This is a genomic window from Pseudoroseomonas cervicalis ATCC 49957 (genome assembly GCF_000164635.1).
In the GTDB taxonomy this organism is placed as follows: Bacteria; Pseudomonadota; Alphaproteobacteria; order Acetobacterales; family Acetobacteraceae; genus Pseudoroseomonas; species Pseudoroseomonas cervicalis.
On record NZ_GG770777.1, the window covers coordinates 1,168,641 to 1,184,257 of the forward strand.

The 15,617-nt window shown below is 70.9% G+C and carries 17 protein-coding genes and 1 pseudogene; 5 read left to right on the forward strand and 13 right to left on the reverse strand.

All coding sequences use genetic code 11. The features are described 5' to 3' along the window. From HMPREF0731_RS05055 to HMPREF0731_RS05070, 4 genes and pseudogenes are all read left to right on the forward strand, one after another. Nucleotides 1–242 (forward strand): annotated as a pseudogene (locus HMPREF0731_RS05055) (PLP-dependent aminotransferase family protein); the annotation flags it as partial. Nucleotides 243–355: 113 nt separating this feature from the next. Further along, nucleotides 356–745, forward strand: a complete 390-nt coding sequence (locus tag HMPREF0731_RS05060) for a DUF983 domain-containing protein (protein ID WP_040611928.1) — start codon at nt 356–358, stop codon at nt 743–745. 65 nt (nt 746–810) lie between these two features. Further along, nucleotides 811–1,005: a hypothetical protein gene (locus tag HMPREF0731_RS05065; protein WP_007002962.1), complete on the forward strand. Its 195-nt coding sequence runs from the start codon at nt 811–813 to the stop codon at nt 1,003–1,005. A 61-nt stretch (nt 1,006–1,066) separates the two neighbouring features. Beyond that, a complete protein-coding gene (locus HMPREF0731_RS05070; protein WP_007002963.1) occupies nt 1,067–1,435 on the forward strand; it encodes an HPF/RaiA family ribosome-associated protein in 369 nt (122 codons plus the stop codon). Nucleotides 1,436–1,609: 174 nt separating this feature from the next. Here the strand turns inward: HMPREF0731_RS05070 and HMPREF0731_RS05075 are convergent, their stop codons facing one another. The 13 genes from HMPREF0731_RS05075 to HMPREF0731_RS05130 form a co-directional block, all read right to left on the reverse strand. Beyond that, entirely contained in the window at nt 1,610–3,178 is a 1,569-nt protein-coding gene (locus tag HMPREF0731_RS05075) for an ABC transporter substrate-binding protein (protein WP_007002964.1), read from the reverse strand. A gap of 39 nt (nt 3,179–3,217) precedes the next feature. Continuing rightward, on the reverse strand, nt 3,218–4,642 hold the full coding sequence (locus tag HMPREF0731_RS05080) for a M20 family metallopeptidase (RefSeq protein ID WP_040612323.1): 1,425 nt from the start codon (nt 4,640–4,642) through the stop codon (nt 3,218–3,220). 138 nt (nt 4,643–4,780) lie between these two features. Then, nucleotides 4,781–6,265, reverse strand: coding sequence for a carboxypeptidase M32 (locus HMPREF0731_RS05085; RefSeq protein ID WP_007002966.1), 1,485 nt, complete (start codon nt 6,263–6,265; stop codon nt 4,781–4,783). Next, nucleotides 6,262–6,969, reverse strand: a complete 708-nt coding sequence (locus HMPREF0731_RS05090; protein WP_007002967.1) for an SURF1 family protein — start codon at nt 6,967–6,969, stop codon at nt 6,262–6,264. Before HMPREF0731_RS05090 ends, HMPREF0731_RS05085 begins: the two co-directional genes overlap by 4 nt. Before the next feature lie 164 nt (nt 6,970–7,133). After that, nucleotides 7,134–7,985, reverse strand: a complete 852-nt coding sequence (locus HMPREF0731_RS05095) for a cytochrome c oxidase subunit 3 (RefSeq protein ID WP_007002968.1) — start codon at nt 7,983–7,985, stop codon at nt 7,134–7,136. Nucleotides 7,986–8,110: 125 nt separating this feature from the next. After that, nucleotides 8,111–8,755 carry a cytochrome c oxidase assembly protein gene (locus tag HMPREF0731_RS05100; protein ID WP_007002969.1) on the reverse strand — a complete coding sequence of 215 codons (645 nt, stop codon included), beginning with the start codon at nt 8,753–8,755 and terminating at the stop codon, nt 8,111–8,113. A gap of 22 nt (nt 8,756–8,777) precedes the next feature. Continuing rightward, nucleotides 8,778–8,933: a hypothetical protein gene (locus tag HMPREF0731_RS24065; protein ID WP_007002970.1), complete on the reverse strand. Its 156-nt coding sequence runs from the start codon at nt 8,931–8,933 to the stop codon at nt 8,778–8,780. After that, complete coding sequence (locus HMPREF0731_RS05105; RefSeq protein ID WP_007002971.1) at nt 8,930–9,898, reverse strand: heme o synthase; 969 nt, start codon at nt 9,896–9,898, stop codon at nt 8,930–8,932. Before HMPREF0731_RS05105 ends, HMPREF0731_RS24065 begins: the two co-directional genes overlap by 4 nt. Before the next feature lie 18 nt (nt 9,899–9,916). After that, nucleotides 9,917–11,527 carry a cytochrome c oxidase subunit I gene (ctaD, locus tag HMPREF0731_RS05110; RefSeq protein ID WP_007002972.1) on the reverse strand — a complete coding sequence of 537 codons (1,611 nt, stop codon included), beginning with the start codon at nt 11,525–11,527 and terminating at the stop codon, nt 9,917–9,919. Nucleotides 11,528–11,566: 39 nt separating this feature from the next. Next, nucleotides 11,567–12,397 carry a cytochrome c oxidase subunit II gene (gene coxB / locus HMPREF0731_RS05115; protein WP_306302905.1) on the reverse strand — a complete coding sequence of 277 codons (831 nt, stop codon included), beginning with the start codon at nt 12,395–12,397 and terminating at the stop codon, nt 11,567–11,569. A gap of 443 nt (nt 12,398–12,840) precedes the next feature. Next, on the reverse strand, nt 12,841–13,188 hold the full coding sequence (locus HMPREF0731_RS05120; protein WP_007002974.1) for an ArsR/SmtB family transcription factor: 348 nt from the start codon (nt 13,186–13,188) through the stop codon (nt 12,841–12,843). Nucleotides 13,189–13,202: 14 nt separating this feature from the next. Further along, nucleotides 13,203–13,934: a class I SAM-dependent methyltransferase gene (locus tag HMPREF0731_RS05125; protein WP_007002975.1), complete on the reverse strand. Its 732-nt coding sequence runs from the start codon at nt 13,932–13,934 to the stop codon at nt 13,203–13,205. Between the two features lie 143 nt (nt 13,935–14,077). Next, nucleotides 14,078–14,944 carry a DMT family transporter gene (locus tag HMPREF0731_RS05130; protein WP_007002976.1) on the reverse strand — a complete coding sequence of 289 codons (867 nt, stop codon included), beginning with the start codon at nt 14,942–14,944 and terminating at the stop codon, nt 14,078–14,080. Nucleotides 14,945–15,095: 151 nt separating this feature from the next. Between HMPREF0731_RS05130 and HMPREF0731_RS05135 the strand changes: the two genes are divergently transcribed. Continuing rightward, nucleotides 15,096–15,596, forward strand: coding sequence for an L-2-amino-thiazoline-4-carboxylic acid hydrolase (locus HMPREF0731_RS05135; RefSeq protein ID WP_007002977.1), 501 nt, complete (start codon nt 15,096–15,098; stop codon nt 15,594–15,596). The last annotated feature ends 21 nt before the right edge of the window (nt 15,597–15,617 follow it).

Below are 15,617 nucleotides of genomic sequence, written 5' to 3' on the forward strand. Positions count from 1 at the left end.
ACCTGTGGCTGAAGCTGCCGGCGGGCTGGAGCCGGGGCGAGTTGCTGGCCCGCTGGCAGGGCGCCGGGAACCCCGGCCAGGGGCCGGGGTTGGTGGGCAGCGATGCCTTCGCGCTGGAGGCGCCGCCCGAGGCGGTGCGGCTCGGCCTCGGCGCGCCGGAGGCGGCGGGGCTGCGTCAGGGGCTGGAGGCGCTGGCCGACCTGCTGGCGCGGCCACCGGCCATGTCGTCGCTGGTGGTCTAGGCAGCCATTCAATCCATACAATGACGAAGCATTCTTGACATTGTATGGCAAAGAGGCGCAAGCCTCGCCCGTCCGTCGCGCGGAGCGCCGCGCCCTGTCCCGGGAGAATGAGGATGTCCGGCCCAGAGACCTGGCCCAGCCTGTCGCCACTTCGCACCGGCATTCGCGGCCGCTGCCCGCGCTGCGGCGAGGGCCACCTGTTCGACGGCTTCCTGGCGCTGCGGCCGCGCTGCGAGGTGTGCGGGCTGGATTACAGCTTCGCCGACCCGGCCGATGGCCCCGCCTTCTTCGTCATCTGCTTCGCCTGCATCCCCAGCGTGGTGCTGGCGCTGTGGATCGAGGCGCGCTTCGCCGCCCCCTATTGGGTGCATCTGGTCACCAGCCTGCCCTTCATGCTGCTGACCTGCGTGCCGACGCTGCGGCCGCTGAAGGGCTGGCTGGTCGCCAGCCAATACGTCCACAAGGCCGAGGAGGCGCGCTTCGGCGGTCCCGACCGGCGCTGAGCCGGCGGAACCCGCCCCTCTCCCGCCTGTTCCTCCCTGGGTTGGAACGAGACAGGAGAGTCCGGATGTCGAAAGCCCATCTGCCGCCCGTGCCGCCGGCCAATCGCGGCCCGCAGGGCAGCGCCACGCCGGGCGAGGCCCTGCCCCCCGGCCCGGCCGCCGACAATGCCGAGTCCAAGGAGCGCGACCTGGCAAGCCAGGGGCGCCAGGGGAACATCAAGACCAACACCACGAATCAGGGCTACCAGCAGGATCGCTGAGCGGGGCGGCCGGGATGCCGGCCGCCGCCTCCCTCCCCTTCCGCTTCAAAGAGGAGCCGTCATGGAGCGTCCGCTCGACATCGCCTTCCACAACCTGCAGCCCTCGCCCTCGGTCGAGGCGATGATCCGCCAGCATGTCGACAGGCTGGCCCGCCGCAACCACCGGCTGATCGGCTGCCGCGTCTCGGTGGAGGGGCTGCACCGCCAGCACACCACCGGCAACATCGCCGAGGTGCACATCACCCTCTCCCTGCCGGGGCAGGACCTCGCCATCTCGCGCGAGCCGCACAAGGCGAAGCAGCGCTATGTGAAGCCCAGCGTGCGCACCGCGGTGCGCGACGCCTTCCGCGCCGCCGAGCGGCAGCTGGACGCCCAGAAGGGCAAGCGGCGCGGCGGCAGCGCCAAGCCCGGCGCCTCCCTCCCCGCCTGATTTTTGTCCGGCTGCCGCCATCCGGTGACGCGGCGGGACGCGGCAGGTGCTGGGGCGGCCCTGGAACGGGAGTGCGGGGGCAATCGGGTGCGAAACGCCGCCAGCGTTCTGTGGCGTCCCCCGCCATCGCGACGACAGGAAAAAAAGGGCGGCCCCTGCGGGCCGCCCCTCGTCTCAGCGGGAGACCGACATGACGAGCGTCTGCTCGTCCATGCGCGGCTCATAGACCAGCGGGCGGCGGGCCGCCCAGGCGGTCTTGTAGAGGATCATCGGGATCATCCCGAGATCCTCCACCGCCACCTTCACCGCCGCGGCGATGCGCTGCTCGCGCAGCGCCGGGTCCATGGTGGACAGCGCCTCCTCGATCTGCCGGTCCAGCGCCTCGTTGACGTAGCGGGTGTCGTTGCTGGCGCCGAGGCGCCGCTCCCGGTCATAGGAATGGATGATGTTCAGCAGCAGGCTGCCGGCCTCGCCCGTGGTGCTGCCCCAGCTGTTCTGCACCATGGAGAATTCCTGGCGCGACATGCGCGTCAGATAGGTCTGGAAGGGCAGCGTCTCGACCGTGGTGGCAACGCCGACGCGGCTCCACATCTGCGCCACCGCCTGCGCCGTCTGCCCATCCGCCGGGTAGCGGTCGTTCGAGGCGTGCAGCGTCAGGCGGAAGCCCTGCGGATAGCCGGCCTCGGCCAGCAGGGCGCGGGCGCGGTTCAGGTCCTGCGCCGGCACCGGCACCGTGGCGTTGTGGCCGAAGGCGCCCTGCGGCATCCACTGGCCGGTAGGCTCGGCCATGCCCTGCTGCACCCGCTCGGCCAGGCCCTGGCGGCTGATCGCCAGCGACAGCGCCTGCCGCACCCGCAGGTCCAGCAGCGGGTTCTTGCCGAGCGGACGGCCCTCATTGTCGGTGATGAAGGGGCTGTCGCCGGTGCGGCTGAAATCCGGCGAGAGGAAGAGCGAGCGCGAGCCCAGCCGCTCGAAGATGCGGATATTCGCCTCCTGCCGCAGCCGCGGCAGGTCGGTGGAGGAAGGGGCCGCGATCAGGTCGACATCGCCCGAGAGCAGCGCCGCGGTGCGCGCGCCGGGATTGGGGATGATGCGGAAGCTGACGCGATCCCAATCCTGCTTCGGGCCCCACCAGGCGGGGTTGCGCTCCACCTCGATGCCGCTGCCGGCGGCATAGCTGAGCAGCCGGTAGGGGCCGGTGCCGATCGCCGCCTTGCCGCTGTTGTAGTCGGCGGTCGAGGCGCCCTCGCCCACATGGCGGGAGACGATGAAGGCGCCGGCCAGGTCGATCGGCAGGTTCGGCGTCGGCGCCGAGGTGGTGATGCGCAGCGTCAGCGGATCCACCGCCTCCACCTTGGTCACCGTGCGGATATTGCCGGCGAAGCTCGCCGGGCTGTTCGGCACGTTGGGGATGCGGTTGAAGGAGAAGATCACATCCTCGGCGGTGAAGGGCTTGCCGTCATGCCAGGTGACGCCGGGGCGCAGCTTGAACTCCCACTCCGTGTCGCTGACCGGGGTCCAGCTCAGCGCCAGGTTCGGCATCGGCCGGCCCTCGGGCGAGCGCACCACCAGCGTCTCGAAGATGTGCCGCGCGAAGGCGGAGTTCGGCGCCGCATTGGCGAAATGCGGGTCGATCGAGGTCACCGGGGCGTTCAGCCCGATGCGCAGATCGGCGGCGAGCGCCGGGAAGGCGGCCAAGGCAAGCCCCGCGAACAGCGCGGCCTTGAGGCGGAGGGCGGTCATGTCGGTCGTCCTGTCGGGATCGTCGGATCGGGGGTCGCGTTACGCGTGGCCGGCCATGTCGAGCGGCGGCGGCACATCCTTGGGGATCGGGAACACATCCGGCATCGCGGCGGTGCGGGCGGCGTGGTCGGCCTTGGCCTGGGCCAGCAGATCGGGGCGGGTCAGCACCTCGACGGCGGTGCCGGCCATCACCTTGGCCACATGCTCCAGCCCCTTATGCGCCGCCGGCGCCTTGCCCTGCGCCACCAGCTGCCAGGAATGGCCCGGCGTGCCGATGGCGTAGGTGACGCCGCGCGCCTGCACGGTCGGCACCGCCCAGGAGACGGTGCCGACATCGGTCGAGCCGATGCCCGCCGGCTCCGGCGCCGAGAGCGGCACCAGCCGTTCGGCCAGCACCTCGCCCGGCACCGGGTCGAGGCCGGCGCGGCGATAGGCGGCCTCGATCTCGTCCGGCGTCAGCGTCGCCTGGATCTGCCGGGCGAATTCCTTGTCGGCCTCGTCGAATTCGGGCGGGCCCAGCCGAAGAAAATTCTCCTCCATGGCCTGCTCCAGCGGCGGGTTGGCCACCAGCTCGGCATCGGCGGAGAGCACGCGGTGGACCACGCTGGTCTCGGTCATCAGCGCCGCGCCGTCCGCGATCTTCTTCACCCGCTCGAGCAGCGCCAGCACCTCGGCCATGGTCAGCGAGCGGACGAGGTAGCGCACCCGCGCCTTGCCCTGCACGACATTGGGGGCGATGCCGCCGGCATCCTGCAGCGCGTAATGGATGCGCGCATGGGAGGGCATGTGCTCGCGCATGTAGTTGACGCCGACATTCATCAGCTCGACGGCGTCCAGCGCGCTGCGCCCGAGATGCGGCGCCGCAGCGGCATGGCTGGAACGGCCAGTGAACGAAAAATCGACCTCCATGCAGGCCAGCGAGCGCGGCTTGTTGACGCCGGAGAAGGCGGCCGGGTGCCAGCAGATGGCGATGTCGACATCGTCGAACACACCGTCGCGCACCATGAAGCCCTTGGCGGAGCCGCCCTCCTCGGCCGGGCAGCCATAGTAGCGGACGCGGCCCTTGATGCCCTGCTCGGCCAGCCAGTCCTTCACCGCGGTGGCGGCCAGCAGCGAGGCGGCGCCGAGCAGGTTGTGGCCGCAGCCATGGCCATGGCCGCCGGCCTCGATCGGGCGGTGCTCGGCGACGCCGGCTTCCTGCGACAGGCCCGGCAGCGCGTCATATTCGCCGAGGATGGCGATGACCGGGCCGTCCTCGCCCGCCTCGCCCATCACGGCGGTGGGGATGCCGGCGATGCCCTGGGTGACGCGGAAGCCTTCTTCCCGCAGTGCCTCGGCATGGGCGGCGGCGGAGCGGTGCTCGGCGTAGTTCAGCTCGGGGGTGCCCCAGACCTGATCGCTCAGTTCGGAGAAGCGGGGGCGCTTGGCCTCGACATGGCGCCAGATGGAGTCGGTATTCTGCATGGTGGTCATCCTGAGATGGCCGCCATCATAATCGGTCCACCGCCCCGGGCCAGAGGCCCGCACAGAAGGCGGGTGCAGGGGACCCTGTCCCCTGCTGGGGGAGTTTGAGGGGGCAAAGCCCCCTCAAGGCCGAGGCTGTCAGCCCTGGAGATACCGCTCCGTCAAATGGCTGATGAAATCGGCCGGGTCGAGGGGCTTGCCGGTGGCGTGGCGCAGCAGGTCCTGGAAGCCGAGCCGCGCCCCCTGGCCGTGGACCTTCTCCCGCAGCCAGTCGCGCAGCGGCGTGAAATCGCCCTGGGCCAGGGAATCGTCCAGCCCCGGCAGGGCAGCGCGCGCCGCGCGCATCAGCTGCGCCGCCGCCATCGCCCCCAGCGTGTAGGAGGGGAAATAGCCGAAGGCGCCGTCATGCCAGTGGATGTCCTGCAGGCAGCCCTGGGCGTCATCCGGCGGCGTCAGGCCGAGCAGGCGGGAGAAGCCCTCATTCCAGGCGCCGGGCAGGTCGGCGACCGCCAGATCGCCGCCGATCAGCGCGCGCTCCAGCCGGAAGCGCAGGATGACATGGGCGGGGTAGGTCAGCTCATCGGCATCGACGCGGATGAAGCCGCGCGCCACGCGGCGCCAGTGTCGCGCCAGATTGCCCGGCGCCCAGGGCTCGGCCGCGCCGCCGAAGGCCGCATGCAGGCGCGGCCCGATGAAGCCCAGGAAGGCGTCGGATCGGCTGGCCTGCATCTCGACGATCAGGCTCTGCGATTCATGCGCCGCCATGCCGGCGGCCTCGCCCACCGGCTGGCGCGCCCATTCGGCGGGCAGGCCGCGCTCATACAAAGCGTGGCCGCTCTCATGCAGCACGCCGAGCAGCGCCTGGGCGGCGTTGGCCTCGTCATAGCGGGTGGTGATGCGGACATCGGCGGGGATGCCGCCGCAGAAGGGGTGCAGGCTCTCATCCAGCCGGGCATGGGTGAAGTCGAGGCCGACGCGCTCGGCCATCTCGCGGCACAGCGCCTTCTGGGTGGCGGCCGGAAAGGGCCCCGGCAGCGGCAGGGGCGCCGGCTTCGCGGCCTGGATGGCCTCGGCGCGCGGCAGGGCGTCGGCCAGGAAGGCCTCATAGGCGGCGAAGATCGGCTCCACATCGGCCGCCCCGATGCCGCGCTGGTAGGAGTCCATCAGCGAATCATAAGGGGAGAGGCCGGTGATGGTGGCCAGTGCCGCGGCGCTTTCGCGCTGCAGCTTCACCACCTCGGCCAGATAGGGCGCGACCAGGGCGAAATCGGATTTGGCGCGGGCCTCGCGCCAGACGGTCTCGCAGGCGGAATTGGCGCGGGCGCTGGCCTCGACCAGCGCGGTGGGCAGGGCGGTGGCGCGGGACTGGGCGTGGCGCATCAGCGCCAGGTTGGCCGCGTCCCACTCGCCCTCGGCGCTGGCCTCGGCCAGGTCGCTGGCCATGGCGGGGCTGGTCATCAGCTCATGCGCCAGGCCGGCCAGGGCCGCCAGCTGCTCGCCGCGCGATTCGGCGCCGCCCGGCGGCATCACCGCCGCCGCGTCCCAGTGCAGCATCGCCTGCGCCTCGCCCAGCAGGGCGATGCGGGCGAAGCGGTCCTTCAGGCGGCGATAGGCGTCGTTCATGCGGCGGGATCCTTCAGGCGGTGGCGGGCCCAGACGATGAAGACACCGAGCAGGGACAGCGCCAGCCCGTACCAGGTGATGACATAGCCCAGATGGTTGTTGTTCGGGCGCGGCAGGCTGCGCGCCGGCTGCGGCAAGGTGGCCGCGATGGCGGCGTCGCTGGTGCCCGGCGGCGCCACCGCCACCAGGGCGAAGGGGGCGAGGTCCGGCAGGCCGAGCGCCGCGCCGATCGCCGGGATCTCCATGGTGTAGAAGCGCCGCGCCGCCGGGTCGTCGCGCGCGGCGACCATGCTGCGCTCCTCCGAGGGGCGGACATAGCCCTCGATGGTGACGATACCCTCGGGGCGCTGCACCGGGCCGCCGCGCTCCAGCGGCACCCAGCCGCGATCGACCAGCAGGGGGGGCAGCCCGTCGCGCTGCAGCGGCGTCAGCAGGGCGGCGCCCATGACGCCGCCGCGCACCGAGATGCCGAGCAGCGCCTCGCGCTCATGCAGCAGGCGGCCGGTGGCGGCGACCTTGGTCCAGTCCTGCGGCCGGGCGGCGGTGAGCGGGATGGCCGGGCCGGCCTCGGCCAGGGCGATGCGGTCCAGCAGTTCGGCCTTCCAGTGCAGCCGCTGCCATTGCCAGGTGCCGAGGCCGAGCAGGATGGCCAGCACGGGCAGGCTGACCAGGGTGGGCAGCAGCAGGCGTCGCCAGGATGTCACGATCGGTCTCTTCCCTGCCCCGCAGGCCGGATCCGGGCGGAGGGCGGGCGGGGCCAAGCTGGGGCCAGGGGGCTCGGCCGCGTCAGGCGGGGCCGGAAGCAGGAACAGCGGAAGCAGGACGGGGCGGCCCCGGAAGGGCCGCCCCGCGGGTCAGGAGCCGGGGCTCAGTGATGGGCGATCTCGCCGGCGCCGAGCACGTAGACGCAGACGAAGAGGAACAGCCAGACCACGTCGACGAAGTGCCAGTACCAGGCCGCCGCCTCGAAGCCGAAATGGCGCTGCGGGGTGAAATGGCCGGCCCTGGCGCGGAACCAGCAGACCGCCAGGAAGATGGTGCCGACGATGACGTGGAAGCCGTGGAAGCCGGTGGCCAGGAAGAAGACCGAGGGATAGATGCCGCCGCCATGGAAGGCGAAGGGCGCCTCGGCATACTCGACCGCCTGGAAGAAGGTGAAGGTCAGGCCGAGCAGGACGGTCAGCCCCAGCCCCTGCAGCATGCCCTTGCGGTCATTCTCCAGCAGGGCGTGGTGCGCCCAGGTGACGGTGCAGCCGGAGAGCAGCAGGATCAGCGTGTTGAGCAGCGGCAGGTGGAACGGGTCGAAGGTCTGGATGCCGGCCGGCGGCCAGATCGCCTTCGCCGCGCCGGAGACGTGCTCCGGATACAGGGCGAAGTGGAAATAGGCCCAGAAGAAGGCGACGAAGAACATCACCTCGGAGGCGATGAACAGCACCATGCCGTAGCGCATGCCCAGCCGCACGACGGGGGTGTGGATGCCCGGCGTGCGGGCCTCACGCACCACGTCGCGGAACCAGAAATACATCGACACCAGCACACCCAGCAGGCCCAGGCCGAACACCCAATGGGTGCCGTGCTGGGCGAAGAGGATGATGCCGAACACCATCAGACCCGCCGCCAGGGAGGCGGTCATCGGCCAGGGGCTGGGATCGACCAGGTGGTAGGGATGCTTGTTGGGGGGCGGGACCTCCGCGTCCAACGTCGTGTTGCTGCTGGCCATTGGGCTTCCTGGACCTGACACAGGGGACTCAAACACAGGGATGGCAGGGGGCGGCCAAGGCCGGCCCCGGGTCACCCTGGCATACGGGATGCATCATCCCGAAAACCGGGTTCGGATCAAGCCTCTCACCGCGTCACGGTGGGGCTGGGTTGGGTGCTGCTGGCATTGCTGGCGCGGCCGACATGCGGCCCCGCCTTGGCCAGGGCGCCCGCCCGCTCCGCATCCGCGAGGGTGCGGAAGAAGGTGTAGTTCAGCGTGATGGTGCGGATGTCGCGGGTTTCCGGATTCTCGGCGATCTTCGGATCGACCCAGAAGGTGACCGGCATCTCCACCTGCTGGCCCGCCTGGAGCGTCTGCTCGTCGAAGCAGAAGCAGTGGACCTTGTGGAAATACGGCCCGACGATCTCCGGCGTCACATTGTAGGTGGAGATGCCGGTGACCGGCGTGTCCGCCTGGTTGCGCGCCGAGTAGAAGGCCAGCGCCTCCTCCCCCAGCCGCAGCGTCACGCTGTTCTGCTCGGCCTGGAAGCGCCAGGGCAGGCCCGGATTGGTGTTGGCCGAGAGGCGCACGGTGACGGTGCGCGCCCCCTCCGCCGCGCCGGGGGCGGCCGCGCCGATCATCGGCGTGCCGCCATAGCCGGTGACGGCGCAGAACAGCGTGTAGAGCGGCACGGCGGCGAAGGAGAGGCCCAGCATGCCGCCCACCACCGCGGCGGCGCTAAGCGCCACGCGGCGGTTGCGCCGGGCAAGATCGGGATCCTGATGGCTCATTCGCGCTCCTCCCTGTCCTGGCTCAGCTGACCTGCATGCGCGCCATGGCGACGAAGTAGAACAGCGCCACCAGGGCCAGCAGGGTCAGGAACACGGCCCAGTTGCGGCCGCGGCGGCGGCGGATGAAGGCCGCCTTTTCCTCCGGCGACATGCCGGCGGTGGTAGGGTTGTTGCTCATGCACCGAAGACCAGGCGGTCCGCCGCCAGGGCGGCGAACAGCATGAAGAGATAGAGGATGGAGAATTTGAACGCCGCCCGGGCCGGTGCCTCATTGGTCAGGCTGCGGCCCTCCTCGTCCTGCGCGTCGCGCTTCACGCGCCACATGGAGTCGAGGAAGAACAGCCCAAGCACCAGCGCCGCCGCGCCATAGGCGAGGCCTGCCATGCCGATCAGCGTCGGCACCAGGCCGAGCGGCGCCATGACCAGGCTGTAGAGCCAGATCTGCCGGCGCGTCTCCTTCGCCCCCGCGACCACGGGCAGCATCGGCACGCCGGCGCGGGCATAGTCGCCGCTGGCGAAGAGCGACAGCGCCCAGAAATGCGGCGGCGTCCAGAAGAAGATGATGGCGAACATCACCACCGCCTCGACCGAGACATGGCCGGTGACGGCGGCCCAGCCGATCATCGGCGGGAAGGCGCCGGCGGCGCCGCCGATGACGATGTTCTGCGGCGTCCGGCGCTTCAGCCACATGGTGTAGATGAAGACGTAGAAGCCGATCGACCCGGCCAGCACGGCGGCCGCCACCCAGTTGGTGGCCAGCCCCATCAGCACCACCGAGGCGAGGCCCAGGAAGACGCCGAAGGAGAGCGCCGCCTCCGCCCGGATGCGCCCGGCCGGGATGGGGCGGCTGGCGGTGCGGCGCATCACCGCGTCGATGTCGCGGTCGTACCACATGTTGATGGCACCCGAGGCCCCGGCGGCCACGGCGATGCACAGGATGGCGGTGGCCGCCAGCACCGGGTGGATCTGCCCCGGCGCCACCAGCAGCCCCACCAGGCCGGTGAACACGACGAGCGACATGACACGCGGCTTCAGCAGCGCGACCCAGTCGCGCACCTCGCTCAGGTCAAGCTCGCCCGATGTGCCGAGGGGGGCCGAAGCCCCCCCCAACCGGATCTCGGTCTTGATCGCGCTGTCGCTCATCGACCCTTATCCGTTGCCTCAGCGAATGCGGGGCAGCTCGTCGAAGGTGTGGAAGGGCGGCGGCGAGGCCACCTGCCACTCCAGCGTCGTCGCGCCCTCGCCCCAGGGGTTGGCCGCGGCCACTTCCTTGCTCGTGAAGGTGCGGTAGCACACGTAGATGAAGAACACGAAGGACGCGACGGAGATATAGGCGCCGAAGCTGGCGATCATGTTCCAGCCGGTAAACGCGTCCGGGTAGTCCGGGTAGCGGCGCGGCATGCCCTGGGCGCCCAGGAAGTGCATCGGGAAGAAGGTCAGGTTCACGCCCACGAAGGTCAGCCAGAAATGGATCTGGCCCAGGCGCTCGGGGTACTGCTTCCCGCTCATCTTGCCGATCCAGTAGTAGAAGCCGGCATAGATCGAGAACACGGCGCCCAGCGACAGCACGTAGTGGAAGTGCGCCACCACGTAGTAGGTGTTGTGCAGGATCACGTCCACCGAGGCATTGGCCAGCTTCACGCCGGTCACGCCACCCATGGTGAACAGGAAGATGAAGCCGAGGGCGAAGAGCATCGGCGTCTTGAAGGTGATCGAGCCGCCCCAGATCGTGGCGATCCAGGAGAAGATCTTGATGCCGGTCGGCACGGCGATGACCATGGTCGCCGCCATGAAGTAGGCGCGCGTGTCCACCGAGATGCCGGAGGTGAACATGTGGTGCGCCCAGACCACGAAGCCCACCACGCCGATCGCGACCATGGCGTAGGCCATACCGAGATAGCCGAAGATCGGCTTGCGGCTGAAGGTGGACAGCACGTGGCTGATGATGCCGAAGCCCGGCAGGATCATGATGTAGACTTCGGGGTGGCCGAAGAACCAGAACAGGTGCTGGAACAGCACCGGGTCGCCGCCGCCGGCCGGGTCGAAGAAGGCCGTGCCGAAATTGCGGTCGGTGATCAGCATGGTGATGGCGCCGCCGAGCACCGGCACCGACAGCAGCAGCAGGAAGGCGGTGACCAGCATGCCCCACACGAACAGCGGCATCTTGTGCAGCGTCATGCCGGGGGCGCGCATGTTGAAGATGGTGGTGATGAAGTTGGCCGCGCCCAGGATCGAGCTGGCGCCCGCCAGGTGCAGGCTGAACAGCGCCATGTCGAGGCCCATGCCCGACTGGTAGGTGCTGTTCGACAGCGGCGGGTAGAGCGTCCAGCCGGTGCCGATGCCGCCCACGAACAGGCTGCCCACCGCCAGCATCAGCGCCGGCACCAGCAGCCAGAAGCTGATGTTGTTCAGGCGCGGGAAGGCCATGTCCGGCGCGCCGATCATGATCGGCACGAAGTAGTTGCCGAAGCCGCCGATCAGGGCGGGCATGATCACGTAGAACACCATCACCACGCCATGCGCGGTGACCGCCACGTTCCAGGCCTGGCCGTCGGCGAAGATCTGCATGCCCGGCGTCTGCAGCTCGATGCGCATCAGCAGGGAGAGGCCGACGCCCACGAAGGCCGCCGCCACCGCGAAGATCAGGTAGAGGATGCCGATGTCTTTGTGGTTCGTGCTGAAGAACCAGCGCGCCACGAAGCCGGGCTTGTGATCGTGATGGCCATGGTCGCCATGGCCGTGACTGTCATGCGTGTGTGACGCGGTCGCCATCGTTGTCCGTCCCGCTCTCGAACCGTCTGTGATGCCGCGTCAGCGGCGAAGCTGCGCCAGCTGCGTGCCGGCATCCTGGGTGGCGGCCAGCGTCGCCTCCGCCGCGGCAGGGGCCGCGGCGATCGCCGGCTGGGCGCTGTCGCTGCCGCCCTGGGCGAAGCGCTGGCGCGCCCCGGCGACCCAGGCGTCGAACTCCTCCTGCGGCACGGCCTTGACCACGATCGGCATGAACCAGTGGTTGGTGCCGCAGATCTGGTTGCACTGGCCATAGAAGGTGCCGACGCGGTCGGCGCGCAGCCAGGTCTCCATGGTGCGGCCGGGGATCGTGTACTTCTGCACGCCGAGGCTCGGCACGAAGAAGCTGTGGATCACGTCCTGGCCGGTGGTGATGATGCGGATGTTCTTGCCGACCGGGATCACCATCGGCTCATCCACATCCAGCAGCCGCAGCTGGCCGGGGCGCAGGTCGGCCTCCTGGACCGGATAGCTGTCGAAGGCGAAATTGCCCTGATCCGGGTAGGCGTAGTGCCAGTACCACTGCCGGCCGGTGACGTTCACCGTCAGCTCGGCGTCGCGCGCGCGGTCCTGGTAGTAGATCAGCCGGAAGGAGGGGATGGCGATCACGATCAGGATCAGCACCGGCAGCACCGTCCACGCCACTTCCAGCAGCGTGTGGTGGCTGGTGCGCGACGGCACCGGGTTGGCCGAGGCGCGGAAGCGCCACATGGCGTAGACCATCAGCGCGCCCACGAAGATCGTGATGGCGATGATGATCCACAGCACCAGGTTGTTGAAATCGTGGATCGCTTCCTTCACCGGGCCGGCGGCCCGCTGCAAGGCGACACCCCAGGGCACCGGCGCGCCCACCATGGGCGCGGCCTCCTGGGCCAGGGCCGGCGCCCCGTTCAGCAGAGAGGCCGCCGCCACCGCCAGGGTGGCCGGCAAACCTGCGAAGCGCGAAACGATCGACCGCCGCATTCCCTATCCCGTCCGCTCGTCATTCCTGCGCCCCGTTGCCGGGGCGCCGGCGCCCATCGCGCCAGTCCACCAGGGCCGCACCGCACGGCCCAGGCCACCCTGTCCCGCGGCGCTGCGGGAGGGGTGTGCCCGCCGGACCATAATCGCGCCCCCCTGCCCCGCACAAGTGATGCCGGGGCGCGGATGCGCAAGCTTCGCGTCATTCCGTGTAACCGAAGGCCCTGATTCGGCTGAGTCTCATGCCGTGATACAGCTTCGCGGCGGCCGCCGGCGGCGCGGCCCGATTCGCGCGCCGCGCCCGCGGGGTGTCCCAGGGGCGTCCCAGGCGGGCGGGCTCAGCCCGGCGGCCGCGGCTCCGCCGCGTCGGCGGCGGCCAGCTCGGCCTCCGCCTCCTCGCGCACATGGTCCACCATGTCGGCCAGCATGGAGCGGATATGCGCGTCGGTGACGGCGTAGAACACCTGGCGGCCGCGCCGCTCCGCCTGCAGCAGCCGGGCGGCGCGCAACAGGCGGAGGTGGTGCGAGGCGAGGCTGCCGGAAATGCCGATGCGCTCGGCCATCTCCCCCACCGGGGCGGGGGTGTCGAGGCAGGCGAGGATGATGCGCAGCCGGGTCGGGTCGCTCATCAGCCAGAACATGCCGGCGAGTTCGGTGACCTGATCCTCGGCGATGCGCAGCGCCATCGCCCCCGCCCCGCTCAGGCCGCTTCGGCGACGCCGCCGGGCAGCGCCTCGCCGGGGGCGGCGTTGCGCAGATGCACCAGGGTGAACAGCCCGGCCGGCGGGCAGGGCTGGATCTGCTCGACCTGCACCTTCTCGCGGTCGAACAGGTCGGAGAAGGCGAAATCGGGGTGCCAGCCCAGCACGCGCGACAGCGGCGCCATGGTGCGCTCGACCCACCAGCGCGGCCCGCCCTCGGCCGCGAAGTGGTTGACGAACAGCAGGTGGCCGCCGGGGCGGACCACGCGCTGCATTTCGCCCAGCAGCTTGCGGGCGTCCGGCACCACGCTGGCGGTGAACATCGCCACCGCGATGTCGAAGGCGCCGTCCTGGAACGCCATCTGCTCGGCGTCCATCTCCAGCAGCCCCTCGACATGGGCGAGGCGCTCCTGGCGCACCCGCTCCTCCGCCTTGAGCAGCATCTCGCGCGACAGGTCGATGCCGACCACGCGCTTCTCCGTGCGGTAGCGCGGCAGGGCCAGGCCCGTGCCGACGCCCACCTCCAGCACCCGCGTCCCCGGCAGGCGGTTCACCGCCGCCACCGCGCGCCGGCGGCCATAGGAGGAGACGCCGCCGAACACCGCGTCATACACCCCCGCCCAGCGGCGATAGGCGTCCCGAACCGAATTGGCGTCCAGCGCCGCGCGCGGGTGGTCCCGCAGCGTCCCATCAACCGCCTGTTCCCGCGGTGTCCCGAATGTCGTGGCCATTCCCTGTCCTCGCGCCCGCCTTCCGCTACCGCCTCAGGCCGCGCGGCGCAAGCCGCATTGCTCCGCCACGGCCCGGCCCGCCTGACGCTGCAACGCGGCTCACCATCTCGTGGTTGAGGATTTTCGGCCGGCCGGACGCCGGTTCAGCCCCGCCGTTGCGGCAGCGCCACCAGCACGCCCCCCACCGCGATGATGGCGGCGCCGATCAGCGTCCAGCGGTCCGGCCAGTCGCCGAAGACCAGCATCGAGGCCAGCACCGCCCAGACCAGCTGGGTGTAGCTCATCGGCGCCAGCAGGCTGGCCGGCGCGCGCGCGAAGGCCAGCACCAGGAAGCCATGGCCGACCGCGCCGAGCGCCCCCAGCGCCACCAGCCCGGCCCAGCCCCAGCCCGCCGCCGGCCATTGCCAGACGAAGGGCTGCGCCACCGCGCTGGCCAGCGCCGCGGCGATGCCGGTGTGCAGGATGGTGGTGCGCGGGTCGTCCACCGTCGCCAGCCGGCGGGTCAGGATCTGGTAGACGGCGTAGAGCGCCGCGGTGCCGAGCGGCAGCAGCAGCGCCCAGTGCGGCGGCGGCCCGCCGGTCAGGAAGGGCGGCCGCAGCGCCACCGCGACGCCGAGCAGCCCGACCGCGACGCCGAGCCAGCGGCGCGGCCCCACCCGCTCCTGCAGCCACAGCGCCGCCAGCGCCACCGTCAGCAGCGGCGAGGCGAAGTTCACCGCCGTCGCATCCGCCAGCGGCACCTGGGCCAAAGCGTGGGAGAACAGGAAATTGGCCGAGGCCAGGCAGAGGCTGCGCAGCGCCTGCAGCCCCGGCGCGCGCGAGCGCCAGGGCAGCGGCCCGGTGAACAGCCGCAGCAGCAGCGCCACCAGCACCACATGCACGGCGAAGCGGCAGAACAGCAGCTGGCTGACCGCGAACTCGGCCGTCATCACCTTGATGGTGGTGTCCATCGCCACGAAGAAGGCGATGGCCAGCAGCTGCAGGGTGATGCCGGCGAGGGTGGGGGACATGCCCGGCCATCATGGCACCGCCCCCGCGGGGCGGGCACCCCGCCGCGCCCGAGTCCCGCCGGTTTTTCCGCCGCCCCGCACGCCGCCATACCGCCGCGCCGCGTCCCGCCCTAGGCTGGGCGCGGGACAGATCGTGACGGAGTGACGGGCCATGACCCTTTCCATCCTGGAGCAGCGCCGCATCGAGGCCGCCTTCGCCAAGGGCATCTACGAGGAGATGGCGGCCGAGCTGGGGGCCGAGGCGGCGCAGCGCATCCTCAGCCGCGCCGTGGTCAAGCTGGCGAAGCAGGCGGCGGCCGAGATGGCCCGGGAGGCGCCGGACGGCCAGGCCAGCCTGGAGCATTTCCGCAGCATCCAGCCGCGCTGGACCCGCGAGGACGCGCTGCGCGTCGAGGTGGTGCGCCAGGACGAGCGGCATTTCGACTTCAACGTCACCCGCTGCCGCTATGCCGAGACCTACCGGGCGATGGGGCTCGGCGAGCTCGGCGCCATCCTCTCCTGCAACCGCGACGGCGCCTTCTGCGAGGGCTACGACCCGAGGCTGAAGATGACCCGCACCCAGACCATCATGGGCGGGGCCAGCCATTGCGATTTCCGCTACCGCTGGGAGGAGGCGGCGGCGCCCGCCGCCGCGCCCCCGGCGGCCGGCTGAGCCGCCCCGCCGCGGCTCAGC

Bases quoted from the DNA above. Each gene is read 5' to 3' on its own strand.
- HMPREF0731_RS05060 (WP_040611928.1), top strand. From the start codon at position 356: ATGTCCGGCCCAGAGACCTGGCCCAGCCTGTCGCCACTTCGCACCGGC.
- HMPREF0731_RS05065 (WP_007002962.1), top strand. From the start codon at position 811: ATGTCGAAAGCCCATCTGCCGCCCGTGCCGCCGGCCAATCGCGGCCCG.
- HMPREF0731_RS05070 (WP_007002963.1), top strand. From the start codon at position 1,067: ATGGAGCGTCCGCTCGACATCGCCTTCCACAACCTGCAGCCCTCGCCC.
- HMPREF0731_RS05075 (WP_007002964.1), bottom strand. From the start codon at position 3,178: ATGACCGCCCTCCGCCTCAAGGCCGCGCTGTTCGCGGGGCTTGCCTTG.
- HMPREF0731_RS05080 (WP_040612323.1), bottom strand. From the start codon at position 4,642: ATGCAGAATACCGACTCCATCTGGCGCCATGTCGAGGCCAAGCGCCCC.
- HMPREF0731_RS05085 (WP_007002966.1), bottom strand. From the start codon at position 6,265: ATGAACGACGCCTATCGCCGCCTGAAGGACCGCTTCGCCCGCATCGCC.
- HMPREF0731_RS05095 (WP_007002968.1), bottom strand. From the start codon at position 7,985: ATGGCCAGCAGCAACACGACGTTGGACGCGGAGGTCCCGCCCCCCAAC.
- HMPREF0731_RS05100 (WP_007002969.1), bottom strand. From the start codon at position 8,755: ATGAGCCATCAGGATCCCGATCTTGCCCGGCGCAACCGCCGCGTGGCG.
- HMPREF0731_RS24065 (WP_007002970.1), bottom strand. From the start codon at position 8,933: ATGAGCAACAACCCTACCACCGCCGGCATGTCGCCGGAGGAAAAGGCG.
- HMPREF0731_RS05105 (WP_007002971.1), bottom strand. From the start codon at position 9,898: ATGAGCGACAGCGCGATCAAGACCGAGATCCGGTTGGGGGGGGCTTCG.
- ctaD (WP_007002972.1), bottom strand. From the start codon at position 11,527: ATGGCGACCGCGTCACACACGCATGACAGTCACGGCCATGGCGACCAT.
- coxB (WP_306302905.1), bottom strand. From the start codon at position 12,397: ATGGTGGGCGCGCCGGTGCCCTGGGGTGTCGCCTTGCAGCGGGCCGCC.
- HMPREF0731_RS05120 (WP_007002974.1), bottom strand. From the start codon at position 13,188: ATGGCGCTGCGCATCGCCGAGGATCAGGTCACCGAACTCGCCGGCATG.
- HMPREF0731_RS05125 (WP_007002975.1), bottom strand. From the start codon at position 13,934: ATGGCCACGACATTCGGGACACCGCGGGAACAGGCGGTTGATGGGACG.
- HMPREF0731_RS05130 (WP_007002976.1), bottom strand. From the start codon at position 14,944: ATGTCCCCCACCCTCGCCGGCATCACCCTGCAGCTGCTGGCCATCGCC.
- HMPREF0731_RS05135 (WP_007002977.1), top strand. From the start codon at position 15,096: ATGACCCTTTCCATCCTGGAGCAGCGCCGCATCGAGGCCGCCTTCGCC.